The following is a 23,293-nucleotide window of genomic DNA, read 5'->3' as shown; positions in this document are numbered from 1 at the left end:
TCAGGGGCGGCTTTCCAGCTCGGCTACGCGTTTCTCCAGTGCTTCCAGACGTTCGCGGGTGCGCAGCAGTACTGTCTGCTGGGTCTCGAATTCCTCGCGACTGACGACATCCAGGCGGGAGAGCGCACTCTGCAGCATGGCCTTGAGCTGTTTTTCCACATCCGCCACGGGCAGGCCGTGCTCGCTGCTGAGCAATCGGGCAGCCTGACTGCCGACGGTATCCATCAGAACCTTGTGCAACATGGGCTTTCCACTTCCGTTGACCGGTGGGCCCGGCAGAGCCGGTAAAGGAGGCCAGTCTACCACTGCAGCCGGTGGCGGCCAAAACGGTGCGGTCGCAAAAAACGGTGCGCCAGTGCACGTTACTGGCGCAGCCCGCTTGAGGCTATGCACCGATATGGTGCGCCATTGTGGAGCAGAGGACGGGCGGTCAGCTCGCGTTTCGTCATATCCCGCTGTTTTTGAAGGAAAAAACAAAGTTGGCAGAGTTTCTGCTATGTCTCGAATGCAAAGTCCGATTTTAAAAGGCTTTAACTCGGCATAGACTTGTCCTGTCCCCCAGGGCAGTCCATCAAACGGGAGTAAATCGATGAAATTAGTAACGGCTGTTATCAAGCCATTCAAGCTGGACGACGTTCGGGAAGCCCTCTCCGAAATAGGCGTTCAGGGGATCACCGTGACCGAGGTCAAGGGATTCGGCCGGCAGAAAGGGCACACCGAGCTGTACCGCGGTGCCGAGTACGTGGTGGATTTCCTGCCCAAGGTAAAACTCGAGGTGGCGATCGGCGACGACATGCTTGACCGTGTCATCGAAGCCATCAGCAAGGCGGCCAATACCGGCAAGATCGGCGACGGCAAGATCTTCGTCGTGTCGCTGGAGCAGGCCATCCGTATCCGAACAGGTGAGACCGGCACTGACGCCATCTGACGCCTCGTTTCATCTCATGTTGTAACAAGCCTAACTGGGGGGCTTAGTTATGGAAGATATCGTACAGATCAAGTACGCGCTTGATACGTTCTACTTTCTGGTGTGCGCCGTGCTGGTAATGTGGATGGCATGCGGTTTTGCCATGCTCGAAGCCGGCCTGGTCCGCACCAAGAGCACTACTGAAATTCTCGCCAAGAACATCTCGCTGTTTGCCATCGCCTCGGTCATGTACCTGCTGGTGGGCTACTACATCATGTATTCCTCCGACGGCGGGATCTTCCCGAGCCTGGGGATGCTGATCGGCAGTGAGAATACCCTGGCTGACGTCACCGCCGGTGGGGACGATGCGCCCTATTACTCCGCCCGTGCCGACTTCTTCTTCCAGATCGTCTTCGCCGGTGCCTGCATGTCGATCGTCTCCGGTGCGGTGGCCGAGCGCATGAAGCTGTGGGCCTTCCTGGGCTTCGCGGTGATCATGACCGGCTTCATCTACCCGATCCAGGGTGCCTGGAGCTGGGGCGGCGGCTGGCTGAGCGAGCTGGGTTATTCCGACTACGCCGGTTCCGGTATCGTTCACATGGCCGGTGCTGTTGCCGCTCTGGCCGGTGTGCTGCTGCTCGGTCCGCGTCAGGGCAAATACGGTGCCAACGGCCAGATCAACGCCATTCCCGGCAGCAACCTGCCGCTGTCCACCCTGGGTATCTTCATCCTGTGGATGGGCTGGTTCGGCTTCAACGGTGGCTCCGAGCTGAAGATCTCCGACGTGGCCTCGGCCAACAACGTCGCCCAGGTCATGGTCAACACCAACCTGGCCGCCGCCGGTGGTCTGCTGGCTGCGATGGCTACCGCCCGGATCCTGTTCGGCAAGACCGATCTGACCATGGTGCTCAACGGTGCTCTGGCCGGCCTGGTCTCGATCACCGCTGACCCGCTGTCGCCGTCCGCCCTGAGCGCAGTGCTCATCGGTGGTGTGGGTGGCATCATCGTGGTGCTCAGCGTACTGGGTCTGGACCGTCTGAAGATCGACGATCCGGCTGGTGCCATCTCCGCCCACGGTTCCGCCGGTATCTGGGGTGTGCTTGCCGTGCCGCTGACCAATGCCGAAGCCGCCTTCAGCTCGCAGCTGATCGGTGTACTGGCCATCTTCGCCTGGGTCTTCATCGCCAGTCTGGTGGTGTGGGGCATCATCAAGCTGATCATCGGCATCCGCGTCTCCCCCGAGGAGGAGTACCTGGGTGTGGATTCGGTGGAGTGCGGGCTGGAAGCCTACCCCGAGTTCACTCTCAAGAAGTGATCCTCAGCTGAAGCAGCAAAGGGCGCCCTCGGGCGCCCTTTGCATTTGCAGAAACACCAAACTTGCCCGGCCACCGGCAGTCCAAGGTTGCATCCACCCACCCACAGGGAGATACCGATGCAGACCGAGACCTATGACTACCTGCTGCAGTGGACCGGCGACCTGCATGCCATCATCGCCGATCGGCTGGAGGAGGCCCTGACCCCGGAAACCGATCAGCGCACCCGCTGGTTGATGGAATACATAGCCGGGCACGAGCGCGAGCTGGCTGCCACCGTCAGGCGCTACCGGCAGCAGGCTGCCGAGGCTGCCAGTCGGACCTGGCTGTACGAACACATCGGCGAGGATGTGCCACCCAACTCGCGCTGGGTGCTGCATTTTGATGGCCTGGATGCCGAGCAGATCAGCACCAAGGTTTTTGAACTGCACGGCCAGCTGATCGAGGTCTATACCTCGATGAAGGGGCGTGCGCCCATCCCCGCGGCGGTGGAGCTGATGGATAACATGCTCACGCTGGAGGAGGGCGCCACCCGGCGTCTGGCGGAGCAGTGCGGGCGCTTGAACGAACTTTGACCCCGGCCGGCACCCGGAATGTAAAAAATCATCCGCTGCCCTCTTTTCAAATCGCTCTGTTGCGCTATATATAGCCCGAGTTTTACGCGGAGGACTCGTATGAGCGAAGACGATATCGAAGATGATGATGACCTGCCGGAAGACGACCTCGACAACAGCAGTGTCGATGAAGTCGATGAGATGGAGGTTGAAGATGAACCGGCGGTGAAACCCCGCAAGAAGGCTGCTGCCCAGGAGGACCTTCTGGAAGGGATTTCACTGGAGGCCAAGCAGCGGGAGCGGGAGATGCTCGCCCGGCAGATGGAGGAGTTTCTCGCCCGCGGCGGGAAGGTCCAGCAGATCGACAACAATGCGCTGGCCGATCCGCCGAAGAAGCCGGAAGGCAAGTACGGCAGTCGCCCTATCTGAGCTCAGAGCAGGGAGGGGCAGGCGCTGGCTGCCCCCTCAACGGTCGGAAGGGAGTCCGGCCGCTGCTCCGCAGAGTGACCAGCATCAGCCCCGATAGGCTTTCAGCCAGTCGGGTATCTCGCTCAGGCAGCGCACTTCACCATGGGCGGGCTCCGCCCCGGTCCATTCCACCCCGAGCCGGTTGAACCACAGCGTATGCAGGCCGACCGCCCGTGCCCCGGCAACGTCGTCCTCCGGATGGTCACCGATATGCAGCGCCTGGGACGGCTCCACGCCGGCGCGCTCCAGGGCGGCAAGGAAGGGGGCAGGGTCGGGTTTGCTCAGACCCACTTCATCCGCTGACACTATCACCCGGAAGTACTTTTCCAGCCCCAGCCGCCGTACATCGGCATTGCCGTTGGAGATGGTCGCCAGCTGGTAGTGCCGGGCCAGCTCCTCCAGCAGGGGCTCGCAGTGGGGAAAGAAGGTCAGTGCATGGCGCGCCTCGAGGAACACCTCGAACCCGGCCAGGGCCAGTTCGCCGGCCTGCTCCGGGCTGTAGCCGGCCTTGCGCAGACCATGCTCCAGCACCGCAATGCGCAGGGCGGTTACCCGGTGACGCAATTCGGGGTTGACCGCCAGCACCTCTCCACGCAGGGCGCGACGCGCCTGCGCGTCGAACTGTCGGGTGAAACGGGGCGCATGGCGGACCAGCCACTCCAGCAGGGTCTGCTCGGCGGCGGCCACTACCGGCTCGGTTTCCCACAGGGTATTGTCCAGATCGAAGGTCAACAGCTGGATCATGGTGCGGATCAGTCCTTGGTGCGGCGTCTGGCCCGGGGGTGCGCCTTGTCGTACACCTCGGCCAGATGCTGGAAGTTCAGGTGAGTGTACACCTGGGTGGTGCTGATATCGCTGTGGCCGAGCAGCTCCTGCACGGCGCGCAGGTCGCCGGAGGATTCCAGCAGGTGACTGGCGAAGGAGTGGCGCAGCATGTGCGGGTGCAGGTGCTGGCCGAGCTGCTCGATGCCGTAGCGGCGGACCCGCAGCTGGATGGCCCGGGTGGTCAGGCGTCGACCCTGCTGGCCGACAAACACCGGATGCTCCGGTCCCGGCGTCTCCGGCCTCACCGCCAGCCAGCGTTGCAGGGCTTCGCGGGCCAGCCGACCAACCGGCAGAATGCGCGCCCGGCTGCCCTTGCCCATGACCCGCACCTCGCCCTGACGCAGGTCCAGCTGCGCCAGGTCCAGGCCCGCCAGCTCGGCCAGGCGCAGGCCGGAAGAGTAGAACAGCTCCAGCATCGCGTGGTCGCGCAGCGCCAGCCAGTCATCCTCCGCCGGCGGGCTGAGCAGCTGATTGGCCTGATCCACATCCAGCAGTCGCGGCAGGCGCTTGCCGACCTTGGGGGCACGCAGATCCAGCGCCGGGTTGTGGCGGCAGCAGCGTTCGCGGATGAGGAACTGGAACAGGGTGCGGATGGCGCTCAGCTCCCGTTGCAGGCTGCGTCCGGACAGGCCGCTCTGGTGCCGACTGGCGATGTACTGGCGCAGCAGGGCGTTGTCCACCCGGTTCCAGTCGTCGATCTGCCGCTCCTGGAGAAAGCGGCAGCAGCTGAGAAGGTCCCGCCGGTAGGCGGCGAGGGTATGCTCGGACAGCCGGCGCTCGCTGCGCAGATGGTCGAGAAAGCGCTCCAGTGCCGGCTGCAGCGGAGCGGTGGACATTATCGGGCCTGCAGCGCCGGTTGCGGCCGCTGGCGCATCAGGACACGGGCCAGGGCATCGGCGACATAGCTGAGGAACAGGGTGCCGGTGGCGCTGCGATACTGCTGCGGGTCACGGCTGCCCAGGGCCAGCACGCCGAGCAGTCCCTGATGCTGTATGGGGGCCATGGCGCAGGAGGTCACCTCGCTGCCCTGATCGCCGAACAGGAACGCCAGCTCATGCTCGCGCAGCACCCCGCTCAGGGTCTTGCCGCTGTCCAGCAGATGACCGATGGCGCTGCGGGCTTCGGCGTGGGAAACGCAGCGGGTGTTGCAGAAGCGCTGGGTCTCGGTGAACAGGATCAGGCTGACAAAGGGCACCTGGAAGTCGTCGCGCAGGCTGTCCTCGATGCTGGCGATCACCTCCTCTACGTCCGGCGCCTCGAGCAGGCGCAGGATCAGGCGGCGGCTTTTCTCGAACAGCCGGTCATTCTCCCGGGCCACATCCATCAGTTCGCCCAGGCGGTGGCGCACATCGATGTTGCGCTCGCGCAGCAACTTTACCTGACGCTCGACCAGTGACACGGCCTGCCCGGATTGGTGGGGGATCAGCAGGTCGGCCAGCAGGTCGTCATGCTCAACGAAGAATGCCGGGTTCTGTCGCAGGTATTCGGCGACCTCGGCGGCGCTCAGTTGCGATGGGGAGGCTTTGCTCATACGCGTATCTGTCCTTCGTAGACCCGGCTGGCGGGGCCGGTCATCATCACCGGCTGACCCTCCCCAGCCCATTCGATTTTCAGGGTGCCACCGGGCAGGCGGATGTTGACCGGAGAGCGCAGCAGGCCCTGACGAATGCCGGCCACTGCGGCGGCGCAGGCGCCGGTACCACAGGCCAGGGTCTCGCCGGCCCCGCGCTCATGCACACGCAGCCGTGCGGTGTGGGCGTCGACCACCTGCAGGAAGCCCGCGTTGACCCGCTGGGGGAAGCGCGGGTGGTTCTCGATCAGCGGGCCGAGCTCCGGCACCGGGAAACTGTCCACATCATCGACCAGGGTGACGCAGTGCGGGTTGCCCATGGAGATGGCGGCCACCTCCAGAGTGCGGCCGTCCACTTCCAGCGAGTAGGTCAGGGCCTGAACCTCGGCCTGGAAGGGGATCTCCGCCGGTCTGAGCCGCGGCACGCCCATGTTCACCGTGACCTGACCATCCCGGCGCACATGCAGGGTGATGCGCCCGGCGGCGGTCTCCACCTCGATGCGCGACTTGGCGGTCAGGCGCTTGTCCTGGACGAAACGGGCGAAGCAGCGGGCACCGTTGCCGCACTGCTCCACTTCGCTGCCATCGGCATTGAAGATGCGATAACGGAAGTCCACATCCGGATCGCCCGGCGGCTCGACCACCAGCAACTGGTCGAAGCCCACGCCGAAGTGCCGGTCACTCCACTGACGTATCAGTTTCGGACTCAGCTGGGCGTGCTGGGTCACCAGGTCGATGACCATGAAGTCGTTGCCCAGCCCGTGCATCTTGGTGAAGCGCAGCAGCATCTCAGGCCTCGGGCAGCAGGGACTCGCCGGCAAACAGTTCCGCGACTGTCTCCCGACGGCGCACCAGATGGGTGACGGAATCCTCGACCATCACTTCGGCGGCGCGGGGGCGGGAGTTGTAGTTGGAACTCATCACGAAGCCGTAGGCGCCGGCCGAGCGTACCGCCAGCAGATCGCCCTCGGCCAGGGCCAGTTCCCGGTCCTTGCCGAGGAAGTCGCCGGTCTCGCATACCGGGCCGACCAGATCCCAGTTCAGGGTGGGCACATCGTCCCGCGGACGCACTGCGTCGATACCCATCCAGGCGCTGTAGAGCGCCGGGCGGATCAGGTCGTTCATGGCCGCGTCGATGATGGCGAAATTCTTGTGTTCGGTGGGCTTGAGCAGGTTGACCCGGGTCAGCAGCACGCCGGCATTGGCGACGATCGATCGGCCCGGCTCGAACAGCAGGGTCAGATCGCGCCCGGCAACCTTCTCGCGCACACGGCCCAGATATTCGCCGGGCGTCGGCGGTGTCTCGTTCTGATAGGTCACCCCCAGGCCGCCGCCCAGATCCAGATGGCGTACCTGAATGCCTTCCTCGGCCAGCTGATCGATCAGCGCCAGCATGCGGTCCAGGGCGTCGAGCAGCGGGGTGTCATCGGTCAGCTGCGAGCCGATGTGGCAGTCCACGCCCTGGATGTCCAGGTTGGGCAGGCTGGCAGCGCGGCGATAGATGGCAACGGCCTGGGCGATGTCGATGCCGAACTTGTTTTCCTTGAGCCCGGTGGAGATGTAGGGGTGGGTCATGGCGTCCACGTCGGGGTTGACGCGCAGGGACACCGGCGCCTTCACGCCCAGCTCGGCAGCCACCTTCTGCAGCCGCTTGAGCTCGGCAGCGGATTCCACGTTGAAGCACTTGATGCCCACCTGCAGCGCCCGGCGCATCTCCTCCTCGGTCTTGCCCAGGCCGGAGAACACCACCCGATCGGCCCGGCCACCGGCCGCCAGTACCCGTTCCAGCTCGCCCCCGGAGACGATATCGAAGCCGGCGCCCAGGCGGGCGAGTACGTTCAGCACACCCAGGTTGGAGTTGGCCTTGACCGCAAAGCACACCAGATGGGGTACGCCGTCCAGCGCCTGGTCCCAGGCCAGGTAGGCCTGCTCTATGGCGCGGCGGGAGTAGACGTAGCAGGGAGTGCCGTATTGCGCGGCGATGCTGGACAGGGCAACGTTTTCGGCGTGCAGCTCGCCGTTGCGGTATTGGAATTCACTCATGCAGGCTTTCAGTTTTCCGTGGGTTGCTGAATCAGGGCTTCGCGCGCGGGATCAACCGGCTGGCCGTCTGTTTCTTCGGGCAGGTAGAGGGGGCCTTTCTGACCACAGCCAGCCAGCAACAGCAGCACAAGGAACGCTCCGAGGGATCGTTTCATGATGGAACTCCGGAAGATGAGCGGAAGATGCAGGCAGTATACCGAGCCTGACTGCCCGGCGCATCTGCCGCGGACAGGGGATGGCGGCCTGGTGTCGCAGGCCACCCGGGAAGCGGTGGGGCGCGGGTCTGTGCCCTGGCGCCCCGGAGCGGATTCAGGTGGTGCGCAGTATGGTCAGCAGCGACTGGGCGTGCCCGGCGGCCTCCAGCCCCAGGCTGGTCAGGTAGCCACCATCCTCCATGGTGATCAGGCCGCGCTGGAACAGGCGCTCGGCGGCGGCCAGCACCTCGGGCGCAGCGCTGCTCTGGTGGATCTTCAGGCCCTCGTGGGTATTGGCCAGATTGAACTGGGCCAGCAGGTTGATATCGTCAACATCATCGGCAGTCAGGGTCATGGAGGCGCCTCGCTGTGGTGGAAGTCCTGCTGGCAGTCTAGCCGCAAACCACAGCGAAGGGGCAAATGACAGCTTGTCGCACGGTGGCATATTCATCAGTGTGATGGACTGGAAATGGGGCGTCCCGCCGGGTGACACTGGCAGGCCCATGACAACGACAGAACAAGGAATCCATCCCATGCTGCGACTTCACGGCTTTGCGGTGAGCAACTACTTCAACATGGTCAAGCTGGCGCTGCTGGAAAAGGGCATCCCCTTCGAGATCAATACGGTGCGCGGCAACCAGAGCCCCGAGTTCCTGGCCATCAGCCCCCGGGGCAAGGTGCCCTGCCTGGAAACCGAGCAGGGTTTCATCAACGAAACCAACGTCATTCTGGAATACATCGAGGAAACCCAGGGTGGCAAGCCGCTGCTGCCGAGCGATCCCTACGAGCGGGCGCGGGTCCGGGCGCTGACCAAGGAAATCGAGCTGTACATCGAGCTGCCGGCACGCACCTGCTACCCCGAGGTGTTCTTCGGTGGCAAGGTCGACCCCGCCATCCGGGAAAAGGCCCGGGAGGAACTGCTGGCCGGCGTCGCCGCCCTGCGCCGTCACGGCAGCTTCGCGCCCTATGTGGCCGGCAGCGAGATGACCATTGCCGATCTGATGTTCCTCTACAGCATCGACCTGGCCCGGGCGGTCGGCAAGAAGCTGTTCGGCGTGGATCTGCTGGGTGACTGGCCGGAGGCCAAGGCGCTGCTGGACCTGCTGGCGCAGAATCCCCATGTACAGCGTATCGAAGCGGACAAGAAGGCGGAAATGGCAGCCTTCATCGCCGCGATGGGAGACAAGGCCAGGGGCTGATCCCGGTACCGGGGCCGGGCGGGCAGAGCGCGCCGCCCAGCCCCCGGGTGATCATCAGTCGAGCATGTCGCCGAAGCGCTCGTCCTTGCGGAACACCAGCGGCTGGGTGAAGCCGGGAATGCTGATCTGCTCCGGGGTGATGCGGATCTGACTGTCGTCGATCATGTCGTTGCCGAAGTTGTAGATCACGTCCAGCTCTCCAAACATCGCCCGCTGCTCGTAGGCGGCGGCCACCTCGCGGGTATGCTCGCGGCGCCGCTGATAATCGGCGAAACGTTCTTCCCCGTAGCGGCGGCGCAGCATGCGCTCCACCGGCTGCGGTCCCAGTACCACGGCGCTGGCGTTGTTGCCGCCGAAGCCCTTGGAGTTGATGAAGCACACCTGCACCGGGTTGTCCGCGCGGGAAACGTCGGTGGTGCTGAAGCGCAGGTGCTGCTGGTAGACGTCATCGGCAATGCGGTCGATGGTCTTGATTCCCGGCAGCAGCTGGTAGCGGAAGCTGCCCAGGGCCGAGATCAGCTGGTCGGCGCTGGCGCTGGCCAGCGAGTGACCGACGAAGGCCTTGACCGCGACCACCGGCAGATCCTCGATGCCGAAGGCGTCGGCTACCTCATCCAGCAGCTGCGACTCGGTCACCCGGTTGGCCGGGGTACTGGAGCCGTGGGCATGCACGAAGCTGCCCCGGCGTACCGCATCGGGTCCGAGGATCTGCATGGCGCTGTGTACCGCACGGGCCATGGTCAGGTAGTTGCCCGGACCGGGGGCGGAGATGGATTTCTTGAAGCCGTCGGCGGAGACGAAGACGTCCGGCACGGCGCCATGGATGTCGGCACCCAGTTCCAGCGCCAGTTCATCGTCCATCAGCAGCACGAACTGGCCCGACTCGGCCAGGGTGAAGCCGCAGTTCTGACTGAAGGGGCGGCTGGCCCGGCGGAAGTCCACCTCATCCCGACCTTCGATCAGGCGCAGACCCTCCTCGGTGGCCAGGGCGCTCATGGCGCCGTAGCCCTCGATGCATTCCTGGGTGATGGGCGCTTCACTGCTGCCGACCAGGGCTACCCTGGCGCGGCCGCTGCCGATCATTTCGATACCCTTCTGCAGGTTGTACAGGAAGCTGGCGCAGGCGCCGGTGACCGCGCCCGTGGTGCCGACGCTGCCCAGTACATAGGCGTTGATGAAGTCGGCCGGCATGCTGTTCAGACCCAGCGCCAGCTGCTTGGCGCTGACCCTGTGGCCCTTGAGCCGGGACTGCATCATGCCGCCGAAGCTGAATTCGTCCAGCTGGCTCATGATGCTGCTGGAGAACACCGCCACCTCGTCGGGCTGCACCCGCTCCATGATCTGCTGCCAGGACAGGCCGCTGGAATGCAGGGCGTCGGCGGCGGCGACGATCGTCAGTTGCAGGCCCCGGGGGTGAAAACGCGAGTTGTAGTGCTCGCCCGGCTCGAAGCCGCTGGGCAGCTGGCCGGCGGACTTGACCGCCAGTTCGCGGTAGCTGTCGACCTTGATTTCACAGTGGGCGGCGATGCTCACCCGCACCTCGTTGCCCTCCAGCGGCTCGACGCTCCAGCCCTCGGGCAGGGGTTCGGGCAGCTGCCTGGCCAGGGTGGTGAAGGTCATCGGCGCTGCGCCCGGATCGACCGGAAGCACCTTGTGCCAGTGGGCGGCATCCACGTCCAGGTGGCGCTTTTCGATACGCCGCACCAGGGTGCTGTCGAGGATCTGCTGGCCGAAACGCTGCTCGATGTCGGCCGGGGTCAGGCTGACACCGGCGTCATCCACATAGCGTCCGTTCTCGACCCGTACCAGCTTCATCAGCACAGCCAGACTGGTCAGGGTCTGCTGACGCTCCTCTGGGGAAAGGGATTCGATCACCGTGCGGCGGAAGGCATGGTGGAACGAACTGCGGCCGGCGGCATTGTAGCCGCCGAAACCGACGATGACCGGCAAACGCGACATCTCGCAAGACTCCTCGCTGGGTCCGCATGGCGGTGCTCCATGGCCCGCCATGACCAGAGCGGGCCCTCGGGCCCGCCGGACGTTATCCAAATTAGCTTAGCTGACGAGGAATGTAACCGACCGGTCACATGTAGACCATGCTGTCACCGTGATTTTTTATCGGTGACAGCAGGCAGTGCCAGTGATTATGCGGTCTGGCGCAGGGCGTTGCCGAGGATATCCACCAGCCGGTCGATCTGCTCGCGCTCTATGGTCAGGGGCGGGGACAGGGCAATGATGTCGCCGGTGCAGCGCACCATGAGGCCATCCCAGAAGCTGCGCTCGAACACCTCGTAGCCACGGCTGCCCGGGGCATTGTCCCGGCTGGCCAGATGCACGGCGCCGACCAGGCCGGTGTTGCGGATATCGATCACGTTGGGATGACCGGCCAGGCTGTGCAGTGCCTCCTGCCAGTAGGTTTCCAGCTCTGCGGCGCGGGTCAGCAGGCCCTCCCGGGCATAGATGTCGAGGGTCGCCAGCGCGGCGGCGGCGGCCACCGGGTGACCGGAGTAGGTGTAGCCGTGGAAGAATTCGATCTGACCCTCCGGGCCCTGCATCAGCGCTTCCTGCAGCTCCCCGTCGAGCAGCACGGCGCCCATGGGAATGGCGCCGTTGGTCAGACCCTTGGCGACGGTCATGAGGTCCGGCGTCACGCCCCAGCGCTGGGAAGCAAAGGGCGCGCCGACACGACCGAAGCCGGTGATCACCTCGTCGAAGATCAGCAGGATGCCATGTTTGCGGGTGATCTCCCGCAGCCGTTGCAGGTAGCCGACCGGCGGCAGGATGACACCGGCCGAGCCGGACATGGGCTCGACGATAACCGCAGCGATGTTCTCGGCACCATGCAGGGTCACCAGCCGTTCGAGCTGATCCGCCAGCTCCGCACCCTGTGCCGGCAGTCCCCGGGTGAAGGCATTGTTCTGTACATCAAGGGTATGCGGCAGGTGGTCCACATGGGGCAGGGTGGTGTAGGCGCGGCGGTTGTTGGGAATGCCGCCGACCGAGATGCCGCCGAAGCCGACGCCGTGGTAGGCCAGCTCCCGGCCGATGAACATGCGCCTTGTGCCCTCGCCCCGGGCGCGATGATAGGCCAGGGCGATCTTCAATGCGGTGTCCACCGACTCCGATCCGGAATTGGTGAAGAACACCCGGTTCAGTCCGGCCGGGGCTATTTCCGCCAGGCGTTCGGCCAGCTCGAAGGGCAGCGGGTGGCCCATCTGGAAGGTCGGGGCAAAATCCATCTGACTGATCTGGCGGCTTACCGCCTCGGCGATTTCCCGCCGTCCATGACCTGCGTTGCAGCACCACAGCCCGGCCGTGCCATCGAGTATCTGCCGTCCCTGCATATCCGTGTAGTAGAGTCCTTCGGCGCTCTGCAGCATGCGCGGACGGGCCTTGAACTGGCGGTTGGCGGTGAAGGGCATCCAGAAGCTGTCGAGATCGGCAGCCTGGGACAGGGGTTGGGTGGCCAGCGGGCTATTCATGATGACACCGTCCTGCGGTCTGTGTTTGTTATGTTTGACTGGCAGTCTATGTCAAATAAAACAAACAGGAAAGCGGGGTACATGCCTCCCGTCGGCGTATCCGCAGTCCGGTAGGTGCAGCATGAGCAGACTCGCATCCTGGCGGCCGGTGGGGCGCCGGTGCCAGGGTTTGCAGCTGTAAAATATATTGAATGTTTTTCCGGGCCGGCGTATGTTTTTCCGCCCTCGGTGAACGGAAGACGATCGATGCGTTGGAGTACCTACTGGATTGTGACCCTGGCGGTGGTGGTGGTCGGCCTGGCGATGGGCGTGACCTTGCCGCTGGTGTCCCTGCGTCTGGACCACTGGGGTTACGATGCCTTCGCCATCGGGGTGATGGCCGCGATGCCGGCCATTGGCATCCTGCTCGGGGCGCGGCTGGCCGGGCGCCTGGCCGGACGACTGGGCTCCGAGCGCTGCATGCGGATGATGCTGGTGATGGCGGCCTTTTCCATCGGCCTGCTGACGGTGCTGCCCAACTACTGGGTCTGGCTGATTCTGCGATTGCTGCTGGGCGGCAGTCTGACCATCATCTTCATTCTCGGCGAAAGCTGGATCAATCAGCTGGTGGTCGACCGCCTGCGCGGGCGGCTGGTGGCGGTGTATGGCAGCTCCTTCGCCCTGAGCCAGCTGTGCGGCCCGCTGCTGCTCGGCGCGCTGGGTACCACCACCGATGCGGGTTTCTGGGTCTCCATCGGCCTGCTGCTGCTCGGTACCCTGATCATCTGGCCTGCCCGGGGCGCGCCGCAGGTGGATGGCGCCAGCGCCTCCGGCCGCGGGGTGACGGGTTTCATCCGGCGGATGCCGGCGGTGGCCTGGGCGGTGATTCTGTTTGCCTGTTTCGAGGCCATGGCGCTGACCCTGCTGCCGGTCTACCTGATCCGCGAGGGCTTCGATCAGCGTCTGGCCCTGCTGATGGTCAGCACCGTGGTGGTGGGCGATGCTGTGCTGCAGCTGCCGATCGGCTGGCTGGCCGACCGAATACCCCGCACCACCCTGTACCGCAGCTGCGGTGTGGTGCTGCTGCTCAGCAGTCTGGCCATTCCGCCGTTGCTGCAGACGCCCTTCATCTGGCCGGCACTGGTGCTGTTCGGCGCCGGGGCCGGGGGGCTCTATACCCTGTCACTGATCCTGGTCGGTCAGCGCTTCCGGGATGATGCGCTGGTACGTGCCAATGCCCACATCGCCCTGCTGTGGGGCGCCGGCTGCCTGTTCGGACCCTTCACCACCGGGGCGGCCAGTCGCTGGCTGAGCAGCCACGCACTGCCCCTGCTGATGGCGGGCATGGCTGCCGTGTTCCTGCTGCTGGCGCTGCGCCGGGGCGCCTTCGAGGCGGTGGTGGTGCGCGATCAGGGGGTGTAGCGCGCCTGCGCTACGCCTGGTGCTTCAGCGCCACTGATACTGCACACCCAGCCCCGCCAGCCAGCTGCGCCCGGGTGCCGGCTCGTAGTAGCGGGCGCCGGCGCCGTTGACGATCAGCGAGCCGACGTACTCCCGGTCGGTCAGGTTCTCCAGTCGGGCGAAGGGCTCCAGGGTGAGATTGCCCAGCTGGTGCCGATAGCCGGCGCGCCAGTGCACGACGCCGTAGCCCGAGGCGCTGTGCAGGTTGTCATCAGTGGCGTAACGCCGGCTCATGCCCTGGGCTTCGATGGCGGTATGAAAGCCCGTCCCGGCCGGCTGCCAGAGCAGCTCGGCGTAGGCGCTGTGGCGGGGAACGCCGGGTAAGCGGTTGCCATCGTAGCGGGTGCCGTCGGCATTTTCGTAGCTGTCATAACTGGCGTCGAGCCAGGTATAGGCCAGATACCCGCTGACGCCATGGGCGAAGTCCTGCTCGATGCTGAACTCGATGCCCCGGCGGGTCGAACGTCCGGCGTTGGTGTAGGTGGAGCGGCCGGTGAATACCTGGTTGGGACCGGTGACGATTTCATCCCGGACCCGGCTGTGGAACAGGGCGAGGTCCAGCCGGGTCTGGTCGTCGCGCCATTTCAGACCCAGTTCGCCATCCCGCGAGACGCTGGGCTTGAGGGCCGGGTTCATGCCGGCACCGTCTTCCCGATAGGCCAGCTCCTGAAAGGTCGGCGTCTCGAACCCCTGACCCAGTGCCGCGTACAGGCTCAGCTGCGGGGTCCAGTTCCAGTTCAGGCCGATCGCCGGGTTGGCCCTCTGACTGCGGGTGTGGCCGCTGTCATCCTGACCGTCGGCCAGAAAGTCATCGTCGGAGTCGAACTCGACCCGGGTGTGGCGCAGCCCGGCAACCAGCTCCCAGCGCGGCGCCAGTTGCCAGGTGCTGATCAGATAGGCTTCCTGGCTGTCCACGGCGTTGAACTCGTCGCGCATCAGGCGGCCCTTGCTGCCGTTGGCGTTGACGAAGCCCTTGCGCTCCTCGCCCTGATAGTTATAGGCCAGTCCCGCGGCCAGGCTCACTGGCAGGTCGAACAGCCGGGTATCCCGGGTCCAGCCCAGTTCACCTCCACCGAAACGCCGGTCCAGCTCGATCACGCCGCCGCCGGCGCCGGGGTTGCCGCCGGAGAAGCCGAGGAACTGCTGCATGTCCCGCTCGCCGCCGTAGACCATCAGCGTGAGCAGGTCGTCATTGCCCAGGCGCCGCTGGTAGTTGATACCCGCCTGGTTATGGGTGACGGATTTGCGGGTGTCGAAGGTCTCTGTCTGCGGCGGTGCCTGGCGCCGGTCCTGACGCAGCTGGTCCCGGGTCAGTCCGAGGGGGTCCTGGGTGCCGGGCTGGTGCAGGCTGTTGATCAGCAGGGTCAGGCTGGAGGCATCGTCCAGATCCCAGCCCAGGCGCAGGTTGGCTATGTCACGGCGGGTCTCGCTGTGATCGCGATAACCGTCGGTCTCCAGCCGCGACACATTGGCGCTGATGTTCAGATCGCCATGCTGCCCGCCATAGCGCAGGCGGGAGCGCCACAGGCCGTCGCTGCCGATCAGGGTGCGGGTATCCAGGGTGGGGTGAAAGGGCGCCTCGCCGGTGTAGCCCTGGATGATGCCGCCCGAGGCATTGCCGTACAGGGTGGTGAGCGGGCCGCGCAGTACCTCGATGCGCTGCGGGCCGTCCAGATCGAACAGCGCAGGCTGGCCCTGACCGTCAGGCATGGTCAGCGGGATGCCGTCCTGCACCAGGCGCACGCCGCGCACCCCAAACTGGGAGCGGGCGCCGAAGCCGCGGGAGGAGATCTGCAGGTCCTGGGCGTAATTCTGACGATTCAGGGCAACCAGTCCGGGCACCCGCTGCAGCGGTTCCGACAGGTTGGCCCCGGCATTGGCGGCGTGGATGCGCTCGCTGTCGATGGTATGCCGGGCCAGCGGCAAACGCAGGTCCCGGCCGTCGTTACCGCCGCCGAGTATGGTCTGGGCGGGCAGGCTCAGGGGCCCGGCCGCATGGAGAAGACCGCTCAGCAGACTGAGGCTGGCGGTGGACAGGGTATGGTACAGCCGGGGCATGGCACTCTCTCAGCATGCCGAGGATGATCGGCGGGATTCGGGGCTGCCCCGCCCTGAACGGACGGGACAGCCATGGTGGCAAGAGCTTAGTTTTCGTCCCTGCTGCAGGCAAATATCTGCTCCAGCGGCGGCAGCGGCGTCTCGCTGGACAGCGGCATGTCAGCGTCGGTCTGCAGCTGGAAATGTTCCAGCGGGGCGTTGTCCCGGTCGTCCTGTTCGAACACCGGCGGGCTGAACACGTAGGAGATCAGCAGTCGGGTCAGGGCCTCGAGGCTGTCCCTGTGGGTGCGTTCGTAGCCGTGGGTGGCGTCGGTACCGAAGGCAATCAATGCCACACGGGTGTCGTTACCGGCGCGCACCGCGGATTCGGCATCGCTGTGGTAGTAGCGGAACAGGTCCCGGCGTACCGGTATCTGCTCACGCTGGCACAGGTGCAGCAGGTGGCGGCTCAGGTGGTAGTCATAGGGTCCGCTGGAATCCTGCATGCACAGGGTCACCGCATGCTCGGTCGAGGACTGGCCGGGTGCAACCGGGGCGATGTCCACGCCGACGAACTCGCTGACATCCCAGGGCAGGGCGCCGGCGGCGCCGGAGCCGGTTTCCTCGGTAATGGTGAACAGCGGATGGCAGTCCATGGGCAGGGTGCGGCCGCTGTCGACCACATATTTGATGGCGGTGAGCATGGCCGCCGCCCCGGCCTTGTTGTCCAGATGGCGGGCGCTGATGTAGCCGTTGTCGGTGAACTCCGGCAGTGGATCAAAGGCGACGAAGTCCCCCACGCCTATGCCCTGGGCTTCGGTCTCGGCCCGGCTGTTGCTGAGGATGTCCAGCCGCAGCTCGACCGTATCCCAGCTCACCGGCAGGCTGTCGACCTCGGTGTTGAAGGCGTGCCCGGAGGCCATCAGCGGCAGCACGCTGCCTCGCCAGCAGCCGCTCTCGCTGAACACGCTGACCCGGCTGCCCTCGGCGAAACGGCTCGACCAGCAGCCCACCGGGGCCAGTTTGAGACGGCCGTTGTCCTTGACCTCGCTGACCATGGCGCCGACGGTGTCCAGATGACTGGCAATGGCCCGGTCCGGGCTGTTCTGGCGACCGGCCAGGGTGGCGCGAATGGTGCCGCGGCGGGTCAGTTCATAGGGTACGCCGAGGGTGTCCAGATGTTCGGCGACATAGCGCACTATGCCGTCGGTGAAGCCGGTGGGGCAGGGGATGGCGAGCATTTCCAGCAGTACCTGACGCAGGTACTGCATGTCGGGGCCGTGTTCATTGGGCATGATTAACCTCCCTGGGTAGCTCAGACTGCCTGGCTGAGTGGAAACAGCAGATCGATAAAGCATTCGGCGGTGGGTTGGGGCTCGTGGTTGGCCAGGCCGGGGCGCTCGTTGGCCTCGATGATGACGTAGTCCGGCTGGTCCGCTGCAGGCACCAGCAGATCCATACCGACCACCGGGATCTCCAGCGCCCGTGCGGCCTGGATTGCCGCCTCGGCCAGGTTAGGGTGCAGCTCTGAGGTGACATCCACCAGTACCCCGCCGGTATGCAGGTTGGCGGTGCGGCGTACCTGCAGGGTTTCATTGGCCGGCAGCACCGACTCGAAGTCGTAGCCGGCCTCCTCGACGGTGCGGCGGGTTTCCTCGTCCAGCGGGATGCGGCTTTCGCCGTGAGTGCTGGCCTGCCGTCGGCGACTCTGCTTCTCGATCAGCTGCCGTACGGTCTTGCGTCCGTCGCCGCAGATCTGCGCCGGCTGGCGGATGGCCGCTGCCACGACCTGATAGTTGATCACCACCACCCGCAGGTCCTGGCCGGGGTGATAGCTTTCCAGCAGCACCTGACTGTCGTATTGCCGCGCCTCGGCGATGGCCCGCTCCAGGCTGTCGGCATCACGCAGATTGACCGCAACGCCGTTGCCCTGCTCGCCGTTGTCCGGCTTGACTACCAGGGCGCCGTGTTCGGCGAGGAAGGCGGCGTTCTCCTCCGGGGTACCCGCCAGCCGCCAGTGGGGCGTGTTCAGGCCCTGGCGCTGCAGCAGCCGGTGGGTCAGCTGCTTCTGCTGGCACAGGGTCATGCTCACGGCACTGGTCAGATCGCTCAGGGATTCGCGGCAGCGGATGCTGCGCCCGCCCTGGGTCAGGGTGAAGAGGCCGGCCTCGGCGTCATTGATGGTGACCTCAATCCCCTTGCGCCGGGCCGCGCGGGTGATGATGCGGGCATAGGGATTGAGCCCCTTGTCCTGCTCGGGCCCGAGGAACAGCGCCTGGTTGATGCTGTTCTTGCGCTTGATGGTGAAGGTGCGCAGCTGGCGGAAGCCGAGCTTGCGATACAGGGTTTTGGCCTGGCGGTTGTCGTGCAGTACCGACAGGTCGAGGTAACTGCTGCCGCGGCTCATGAAATACTCCACAAGATGGCGTACCAGCATCTCGCCCACGCCGAACCGCTGGGTCTGGCCGTCTGCCGCCAGGCACCAGAGACTGGAGCCCTTGTCCGGATCATCGTAGGCCCGGGCATGGTGGAGGCCCATCACGGTGCCTATGACCTGACCGCTGTCGGCATCCTCGGCCAGCCAGAACTCCGGACCGCCGGCCTCCCGGGGTGTCAGCCGCTGGGGGTTGACCTGCACCATGCCGGCGGCCAGATACAGGTTGTTGATTGCCTGCCAGTCCTCCTCGCACTGCGGACGGCGGATATGAAAGCCGCGCATGGGGTCGTGGGCCGGTCGGTAGTCGGTGAACCACAGACGCATGGTGTCCGACGGGTCGAGAAACAGCTGCTGCGGGGCGAAGGACAGCACCACATGGGGGTCGGCCACGTAGAGGGCGATGTCGCGCTCGCCGGGGGTTTCCTGCAGCAGACTGTCGGCCAGCCGCTGCGGGTCGCGGAAGGTGTGGCCGATCAGCAGCCGCCCCCAGCCGCAGTCGAGGGTGACCTCGGTCAGGCTGTCCTGCGGCTGCTGGCCCTGCTGGGCATGGCCGGCCTGCAGACGTTCCCAGGTGGGGGTCTGGCCGCGGCGCAGGCGTTGCTGATCGGGGGGAAGAATTCGGCTCATCAGGGGGTGACTCCGTGGGTATCCAGCCAGAGTTCGAGAACGGCCAGCTGCCACAGTCGCGAGCCCCGCAGCGGCGTGATATGGGCGGCGGGGTCCTGCAACAGCCGATCGACATAGTCGGGATTGAACAGGCCGCGGGCCCGGGCATTGCTGCCGGTGAGGCTGTCGCGCACCCATTCCAGGGTCTGGCCCTGCAGGTACTTGAGGCCGGGGACCGGGAAGTAGCCCTTGGGCCGGTCGATGACCTCCGCCGGCAGCATGCTGCGCGCGGCCTGCTTGAGCACGTACTTGCCCTGTTCCGGCAGCTTGAAGCGCCCGGGAATCCGCGCGGCCAGTTCCACCAGCTCGTGGTCGAGGAAGGGCACCCGTGCCTCCAGGCCCCAGGCCATGGTCATGTTGTCCACGCGCTTGACCGGGTCCTCCACCAGCATCACGGTGGCGTCCAGGCGCAGGGCCTTGTCCAGTCCGGCCTCTGCGCCGGGGCGGGCGAAGTGCTCGCGGATGAAATCGCCGGCGTAATCCTCACGTACCCAGGCCGGCTGCACCATGCTCCGGTAGGTATCGAAATCCTGATCCATGAAGGCCTGCTGGTAGGCGGCCAGCGGATCGCTGGCCTCGGCCACGGTCGGATACCAGTGGTAGCCGGCGAAGATCTCGTCCGCGCCCTGGCCGCTCTGCACCACCTTGCAGTGGCGGGACACCTCGCGGGACAGCAGATAGAAGGCGATGCAGTCATGGCTGACCATGGGCTCGCTCATGGCGGCCAGTGCGTCGGGCAGGTGGCGCAGGATGTCCTGCTCGGGAATCATCAGCTGGTGATGATCGGTACCGTACTGACGGGCGATCAGGTCGGAATAGGGGAATTCGTTGCCGGCCTCGCCACCGACATCGGCAAAGCCGATGGTGAAGGTCTTGAGATTTCGTGCGCCAGCCTCGTCCAGCAGGGCCACCAGCAGACTGGAATCCACCCCGCCGGAGAGCAGAACGCCAACGTCGACCGCCGCCAGATTGCGTCGCTTGACGGAATTGCGCAGGGCATCCAGCACCGCCTCCTGCCAGTGCGAAAGGGGCAGATCCTGCTCGCCCTCGGCCGGGCCGTAGTTCAGCGTCCACCAGCGCTGCAGCTGGCGCTCGCCATTGGCTTCCTCGCGCATCCAATGCCCCGGGGGCAGTTTGGTCACGCCGTTGATCAGGGTCTGGGGCGCGGGCACCACCGAATGGAAGGACAGGTACTGGTTCAGCGCCGCCGGGTTGAGTGAGGTATCCAGATCTCCGCCCCGCAGCAGCGCCGGCAGGCTGGAAGCAAAGCGCAGGCGCTGGGGCGTGTGGGACAGGTACAGGGGCTTGATGCCCAGTCGGTCCCGGGCCAGGAACAGACGGCGGCTGTCCCGTTCCCAGATCGCCAGGGCGAACATGCCGTTCAGGCGTTCGAGCATCTGCTCGCCCCAGGCATGGTAGGCCTTGAGTATCACCTCGGTATCGCCATCGGAGAAGAACTGATAGCCGAGGATTTCCAGCTCGCCGCGCAGCGCGGGGTAGTTGTAGATGGCCCCGTTGAACACCAGGGTCAGCCCCAGCTGATTGTCGACCATGGGCTGACCCGAGGCCTCGGCCAGGTCCATGATCTTCAGGCGGCGGTGGGCCAGGGCCACCGGCCCGCTGGCCCAGAGCCCGGCGGCGTCAGGGCCGCGGTTGACCATCTGTCCGCTGATACGGCTCAGGGCCTCCAGATCGGCCAGTTGTCCATCGAAGCGCAATTCCCCTGCCAGTCCACACATCTACTTCTCCCTCGGGCGCCTGCGCGCCTGTTTCCAAACGATTGATTTCACATCTAAGGTTGCAGGCTGCACGGGCACCCTGCTATCTCCCTTGGAGGGCAGCAGGGCTGTTTGGTTTAGGGATTTTTTGCGTTTCGCTCGATCGACGGTTCTTTCTGCTGTAACGAAACGCTGGTGCAAGGGCACGGGGGCCAGCCAGCACGCTGGTAACAGGCCCTGATCTGCTCTGTTTGTGGCAGAATGCCTGGCATTCAGCTGGTTTGCGGGAGCACTACATTCATGATGCACGACCTGTATCTGGCCTTGCGGCGTCTGCAGCGAGCCACCGAAATTCATGCCAAGCGGCTCGGACGCCACAGCGGCCTGACGCCCATTCAGCTGCTGATTCTGCACAGCATTCAGGCGACCGGCGAGGGTACCTTGGGTACCCTGGCCAAACAGGTCAGCGTGTCCCAGGCGACCCTGAGTACCATCATCGACCGTCTGGAAAGCCGCGAACTGCTGCGCCGTGTACGCAGCCAGAGTGACAAGCGCAAGGTACACCTGGCGCTCACCGAGAAGGGCGAAGCGGTCATCCAGGCCGAGCCGGCGCTGCTGCCTGCTGCCTTCCTCGAGCGCTTCGGCCGGCTGGCCGACTGGGAGCAGCTGATGCTGCTGGCCAGCCTGCAGCGGGTGGCCGGCCTGTTCGAAGAGGGCGAGCAGCCGGCCAGTATTCTGATGGACGACGAGCCGCTGGTCTGAGCGCTGCTTTCCATCAATCAATGCGTTGCTCGCAATCGCCGGTCGAGTAGAACCGTGCAGAGCCTGGCACAGGCAGGGCGAGCTGCACGATAGCTCCCCGCGGGCTTTTTTCTCCCCTCCGCTTGTCTGTCCATGCCGCTCGGCATAGCATGTTCGAAATATCAAACGCGGCCGTGGCAAATGCGTGACGCCACCGCACAGCAGGAGGATCCCATGGAACTGCAAGCCCCCGAACTGTTCCGCCAGCAGGCCTTTATCGACGGTATCTGGTGCGAGGCCGACCAGGGCCGGAGAACCGATATCTTCAACCCCGCTACCGGCGAGAAACTGGGCAGCGTGCCGGACATGGGAGCGGAGGAAACCCGCCGCGCCATCGAGGCGGCCCAGGCCGCGCAACCGGCCTGGCGCAAACGTACCGCCAAGGAGCGCGCCGCCATACTGCGCCGCTGGTTCGAGCTGATCATGCGTCACCAGGAGGATCTGGCGAAGATCATGACTGCCGAGCAGGGCAAGCCGCTGGCCGAAGCCCGGGGGGAGATCGCCTATGCGGCCTCCTTCATCGAATGGTTCGCCGAGGAAGCCAAACGGGTCTACGGCGATATCATCCCGGGGCATCAGGGTGACAAGCGCATCCTGGTGCAGAAGGAGCCCGTCGGTGTGACTGCCGCCATCACCCCCTGGAACTTCCCCTCGGCGATGATCACCCGCAAGGCCGGTCCGGCACTGGCCGCCGGCTGCGCCATGGTGCTCAAGCCTGCGCCGCAGACGCCGTTCTCCGCGCTGGCGCTGGCCCATCTGGCCGAGCAGGCGGGTCTGCCCGCCGGGCTGCTGAGCGTGATCACGGCGGATGTGGACAGCTCCCGGGAGGTCGGCGCCGAGCTGTGTGCCAATCCCGTGGTGCGCAAGCTGTCCTTCACCGGCTCCACCGCGGTGGGCGTCAAGCTGATGGAGCAGTGTGCGCCGAGCATCAAGAAGCTGTCCCTGGAGCTGGGCGGCAACGCACCCTTCATCGTTTTCGAGGATGCTGATCTGGATGCGGCGGTGGAGGGAGCGATGATCTCCAAGTACCGCAATGCCGGGCAGACCTGCGTCTGCGCCAACCGCATCTATGTGCAGGATGCCGTCTACGACGCCTTCGCCGAGAAGCTGGCGGCGGCTGTGCGTCATCTGGAGGTTGGGGACGGCATGCGCGAGGGCGTGACCACAGGACCGCTGATCAATGCCGAGGCGGTGCAGAAGGTCGAGCGGCACATCAGCGATGCGGTCGCCGGCGGCGCCACCCTGCTCGCCGGCGGCAAGCCCCACGCCCTGGGCGGCCTGTTCTTCGAGCCGACCATACTCACCGATGTGAACGCCAGCATGCTGGTGGCACGGGAGGAAACCTTCGGCCCGGTTGCGCCGCTGTTCCGCTTCACCGACGAGGCGGACGTGATCCGTCAGGCCAACGATACCGAGTATGGCCTGGCTGCCTACTTCTACGCCCGGGATCTGGGACGGGTGTTCCGTGTCGCCGAGGCGCTGGAGTACGGCATGGTCGGCATCAACACCGGGCTGATCTCCACCGAGGTGGCGCCCTTCGGCGGCATGAAGTCCTCCGGGCTGGGCCGGGAAGGCTCCAGATACGGCATCGAAGAGTATCTGGAAATCAAATATCTGTGTCTGGGCGGCATCTGACCGC

At 65.3% G+C, this 23,293-nt stretch carries 22 protein-coding genes; 8 read left to right on the top strand and 14 right to left on the bottom strand.

The window, feature by feature from the left end; genetic code table 11:
* Positions 1-243, bottom strand: coding sequence for an accessory factor UbiK family protein (locus BM046_RS09710; RefSeq protein ID WP_090538932.1), 243 nt, complete (start codon positions 241-243; stop codon positions 1-3).
* 346 nt (positions 244-589) lie between these two features.
* Between BM046_RS09710 and glnK the strand changes: the two genes are divergently transcribed.
* The 4 genes from glnK (at position 590) to BM046_RS09690 (ending at position 3,203) form a co-directional block, all read left to right on the top strand.
* Positions 590-928, top strand: a complete 339-nt coding sequence (gene glnK / locus BM046_RS09705) for a P-II family nitrogen regulator (protein WP_090538931.1) — start codon at positions 590-592, stop codon at positions 926-928.
* Between the two features lie 49 nt (positions 929-977).
* Complete coding sequence (amt, locus tag BM046_RS09700; RefSeq protein WP_090538929.1) at positions 978-2,222, top strand: ammonium transporter; 1,245 nt, start codon at positions 978-980, stop codon at positions 2,220-2,222.
* 117 nt (positions 2,223-2,339) lie between these two features.
* Positions 2,340-2,795, top strand: coding sequence for a hypothetical protein (locus BM046_RS09695; RefSeq protein ID WP_090538927.1), 456 nt, complete (start codon positions 2,340-2,342; stop codon positions 2,793-2,795).
* Positions 2,796-2,894: 99 nt separating this feature from the next.
* Positions 2,895-3,203, top strand: a complete 309-nt coding sequence (locus BM046_RS09690; protein WP_090538925.1) for a hypothetical protein — start codon at positions 2,895-2,897, stop codon at positions 3,201-3,203.
* Positions 3,204-3,287: 84 nt separating this feature from the next.
* Here the strand turns inward: BM046_RS09690 and BM046_RS09685 are convergent, their stop codons facing one another.
* The 7 genes from BM046_RS09685 to BM046_RS09655 form a co-directional block, all read right to left on the bottom strand.
* Positions 3,288-3,986: an HAD family hydrolase gene (locus BM046_RS09685; protein ID WP_090538923.1), complete on the bottom strand. Its 699-nt coding sequence runs from the start codon at positions 3,984-3,986 to the stop codon at positions 3,288-3,290.
* 8 nt (positions 3,987-3,994) lie between these two features.
* Complete coding sequence (gene xerC / locus BM046_RS09680; protein ID WP_090538963.1) at positions 3,995-4,888, bottom strand: tyrosine recombinase XerC; 894 nt, start codon at positions 4,886-4,888, stop codon at positions 3,995-3,997.
* A 14-nt stretch (positions 4,889-4,902) separates the two neighbouring features.
* Complete coding sequence (locus BM046_RS09675) at positions 4,903-5,598, bottom strand: DUF484 family protein (protein ID WP_090538921.1); 696 nt, start codon at positions 5,596-5,598, stop codon at positions 4,903-4,905.
* Positions 5,595-6,425: a diaminopimelate epimerase gene (gene dapF / locus BM046_RS09670; RefSeq protein ID WP_090538919.1), complete on the bottom strand. Its 831-nt coding sequence runs from the start codon at positions 6,423-6,425 to the stop codon at positions 5,595-5,597. The genes BM046_RS09675 and dapF overlap by 4 nt, the downstream gene beginning before the upstream one ends.
* Position 6,426: 1 nt before the next feature.
* Positions 6,427-7,680: a diaminopimelate decarboxylase gene (gene lysA / locus BM046_RS09665; RefSeq protein WP_090538917.1), complete on the bottom strand. Its 1,254-nt coding sequence runs from the start codon at positions 7,678-7,680 to the stop codon at positions 6,427-6,429.
* 8 nt (positions 7,681-7,688) lie between these two features.
* Positions 7,689-7,835 carry an LPS translocon maturation chaperone LptM gene (gene lptM / locus BM046_RS09660; protein ID WP_090538914.1) on the bottom strand — a complete coding sequence of 49 codons (147 nt, stop codon included), beginning with the start codon at positions 7,833-7,835 and terminating at the stop codon, positions 7,689-7,691.
* A 154-nt stretch (positions 7,836-7,989) separates the two neighbouring features.
* The gene (locus tag BM046_RS09655; RefSeq protein ID WP_090538913.1) at positions 7,990-8,229 is read right to left on the bottom strand and encodes a TIGR02647 family protein; all 240 of its coding nucleotides are present in this window, start codon (positions 8,227-8,229) and stop codon (positions 7,990-7,992) included.
* 178 nt (positions 8,230-8,407) lie between these two features.
* Between BM046_RS09655 and BM046_RS09650 the strand changes: the two genes are divergently transcribed.
* Positions 8,408-9,073 (top strand): glutathione S-transferase family protein, encoded by a 666-nt coding sequence (locus BM046_RS09650; RefSeq protein WP_090538911.1) that lies wholly within the window; start codon positions 8,408-8,410, stop codon positions 9,071-9,073.
* Positions 9,074-9,127: 54 nt separating this feature from the next.
* Here the strand turns inward: BM046_RS09650 and BM046_RS09645 are convergent, their stop codons facing one another.
* Positions 9,128-11,032: a beta-ketoacyl synthase gene (locus BM046_RS09645; protein WP_090538909.1), complete on the bottom strand. Its 1,905-nt coding sequence runs from the start codon at positions 11,030-11,032 to the stop codon at positions 9,128-9,130.
* Between the two features lie 185 nt (positions 11,033-11,217).
* Positions 11,218-12,555 (bottom strand): omega-aminotransferase AptA, encoded by a 1,338-nt coding sequence (locus tag BM046_RS09640; RefSeq protein ID WP_090538907.1) that lies wholly within the window; start codon positions 12,553-12,555, stop codon positions 11,218-11,220.
* A gap of 246 nt (positions 12,556-12,801) precedes the next feature.
* Between BM046_RS09640 and BM046_RS09635 the strand changes: the two genes are divergently transcribed.
* Positions 12,802-13,956 carry an MFS transporter gene (locus tag BM046_RS09635; protein ID WP_090538906.1) on the top strand — a complete coding sequence of 385 codons (1,155 nt, stop codon included), beginning with the start codon at positions 12,802-12,804 and terminating at the stop codon, positions 13,954-13,956.
* Between the two features lie 24 nt (positions 13,957-13,980).
* Here BM046_RS09635 and BM046_RS09630 read toward each other — a convergent pair whose 3' ends face one another.
* The 4 genes from BM046_RS09630 to BM046_RS09615 all read right to left on the bottom strand — a co-directional run bounded on the left by BM046_RS09630 (position 13,981) and on the right by BM046_RS09615 (position 20,874).
* Positions 13,981-16,053, bottom strand: a complete 2,073-nt coding sequence (locus BM046_RS09630; protein WP_090538904.1) for a TonB-dependent receptor family protein — start codon at positions 16,051-16,053, stop codon at positions 13,981-13,983.
* 86 nt (positions 16,054-16,139) lie between these two features.
* Entirely contained in the window at positions 16,140-17,327 is a 1,188-nt protein-coding gene (locus BM046_RS09625) for an osmoprotectant NAGGN system M42 family peptidase (protein WP_090538902.1), read from the bottom strand.
* Positions 17,328-17,347: 20 nt separating this feature from the next.
* Positions 17,348-19,096: an N-acetylglutaminylglutamine synthetase gene (ngg, locus tag BM046_RS09620; protein WP_090538900.1), complete on the bottom strand. Its 1,749-nt coding sequence runs from the start codon at positions 19,094-19,096 to the stop codon at positions 17,348-17,350.
* A complete protein-coding gene (locus BM046_RS09615) occupies positions 19,096-20,874 on the bottom strand; it encodes an N-acetylglutaminylglutamine amidotransferase (RefSeq protein ID WP_090538898.1) in 1,779 nt (592 codons plus the stop codon). Before BM046_RS09615 ends, ngg begins: the two co-directional genes overlap by 1 nt.
* Positions 20,875-21,153: 279 nt before the next feature.
* Between BM046_RS09615 and BM046_RS09610 the strand changes: the two genes are divergently transcribed.
* Together BM046_RS09610 and gabD are read left to right on the top strand one after the other, a co-directional pair.
* Positions 21,154-21,615, top strand: a complete 462-nt coding sequence (locus tag BM046_RS09610; RefSeq protein ID WP_090538896.1) for a MarR family winged helix-turn-helix transcriptional regulator — start codon at positions 21,154-21,156, stop codon at positions 21,613-21,615.
* A gap of 213 nt (positions 21,616-21,828) precedes the next feature.
* Positions 21,829-23,289: an NADP-dependent succinate-semialdehyde dehydrogenase gene (gene gabD, locus BM046_RS09605; RefSeq protein ID WP_090538895.1), complete on the top strand. Its 1,461-nt coding sequence runs from the start codon at positions 21,829-21,831 to the stop codon at positions 23,287-23,289.
* Positions 23,290-23,293: the final 4 nt, after the last annotated feature.

Source organism: Halopseudomonas formosensis (genome assembly GCF_900115905.1).
Classification (GTDB): domain Bacteria; phylum Pseudomonadota; class Gammaproteobacteria; order Pseudomonadales; family Pseudomonadaceae; genus Halopseudomonas; species Halopseudomonas formosensis.
The sequence above is the reverse complement of the archived record's forward strand: the minus strand, read 5'-3'. Positions and strand labels throughout refer to the sequence as shown.

Bases quoted from the DNA above. Each gene is read 5' to 3' on its own strand.
- gabD (WP_090538895.1), top strand. From the start codon at position 21,829: ATGGAACTGCAAGCCCCCGAACTGTTCCGCCAGCAGGCCTTTATCGAC.
- BM046_RS09685 (WP_090538923.1), bottom strand. From the start codon at position 3,986: ATGATCCAGCTGTTGACCTTCGATCTGGACAATACCCTGTGGGAAACC.
- lysA (WP_090538917.1), bottom strand. From the start codon at position 7,680: ATGAGTGAATTCCAATACCGCAACGGCGAGCTGCACGCCGAAAACGTT.
- BM046_RS09610 (WP_090538896.1), top strand. From the start codon at position 21,154: ATGATGCACGACCTGTATCTGGCCTTGCGGCGTCTGCAGCGAGCCACC.
- BM046_RS09655 (WP_090538913.1), bottom strand. From the start codon at position 8,229: ATGACCCTGACTGCCGATGATGTTGACGATATCAACCTGCTGGCCCAG.
- BM046_RS09635 (WP_090538906.1), top strand. From the start codon at position 12,802: ATGCGTTGGAGTACCTACTGGATTGTGACCCTGGCGGTGGTGGTGGTC.
- ngg (WP_090538900.1), bottom strand. From the start codon at position 19,096: ATGAGCCGAATTCTTCCCCCCGATCAGCAACGCCTGCGCCGCGGCCAG.
- BM046_RS09650 (WP_090538911.1), top strand. From the start codon at position 8,408: ATGCTGCGACTTCACGGCTTTGCGGTGAGCAACTACTTCAACATGGTC.
- glnK (WP_090538931.1), top strand. From the start codon at position 590: ATGAAATTAGTAACGGCTGTTATCAAGCCATTCAAGCTGGACGACGTT.
- dapF (WP_090538919.1), bottom strand. From the start codon at position 6,425: ATGCTGCTGCGCTTCACCAAGATGCACGGGCTGGGCAACGACTTCATG.
- BM046_RS09645 (WP_090538909.1), bottom strand. From the start codon at position 11,032: ATGTCGCGTTTGCCGGTCATCGTCGGTTTCGGCGGCTACAATGCCGCC.
- BM046_RS09695 (WP_090538927.1), top strand. From the start codon at position 2,340: ATGCAGACCGAGACCTATGACTACCTGCTGCAGTGGACCGGCGACCTG.
- BM046_RS09690 (WP_090538925.1), top strand. From the start codon at position 2,895: ATGAGCGAAGACGATATCGAAGATGATGATGACCTGCCGGAAGACGAC.
- BM046_RS09630 (WP_090538904.1), bottom strand. From the start codon at position 16,053: ATGCCCCGGCTGTACCATACCCTGTCCACCGCCAGCCTCAGTCTGCTG.
- BM046_RS09640 (WP_090538907.1), bottom strand. From the start codon at position 12,555: ATGAATAGCCCGCTGGCCACCCAACCCCTGTCCCAGGCTGCCGATCTC.
- BM046_RS09675 (WP_090538921.1), bottom strand. From the start codon at position 5,598: ATGAGCAAAGCCTCCCCATCGCAACTGAGCGCCGCCGAGGTCGCCGAA.
- BM046_RS09710 (WP_090538932.1), bottom strand. From the start codon at position 243: ATGTTGCACAAGGTTCTGATGGATACCGTCGGCAGTCAGGCTGCCCGA.
- BM046_RS09625 (WP_090538902.1), bottom strand. From the start codon at position 17,327: ATGCCCAATGAACACGGCCCCGACATGCAGTACCTGCGTCAGGTACTG.
- BM046_RS09615 (WP_090538898.1), bottom strand. From the start codon at position 20,874: ATGTGTGGACTGGCAGGGGAATTGCGCTTCGATGGACAACTGGCCGAT.
- amt (WP_090538929.1), top strand. From the start codon at position 978: ATGGAAGATATCGTACAGATCAAGTACGCGCTTGATACGTTCTACTTT.
- lptM (WP_090538914.1), bottom strand. From the start codon at position 7,835: ATGAAACGATCCCTCGGAGCGTTCCTTGTGCTGCTGTTGCTGGCTGGC.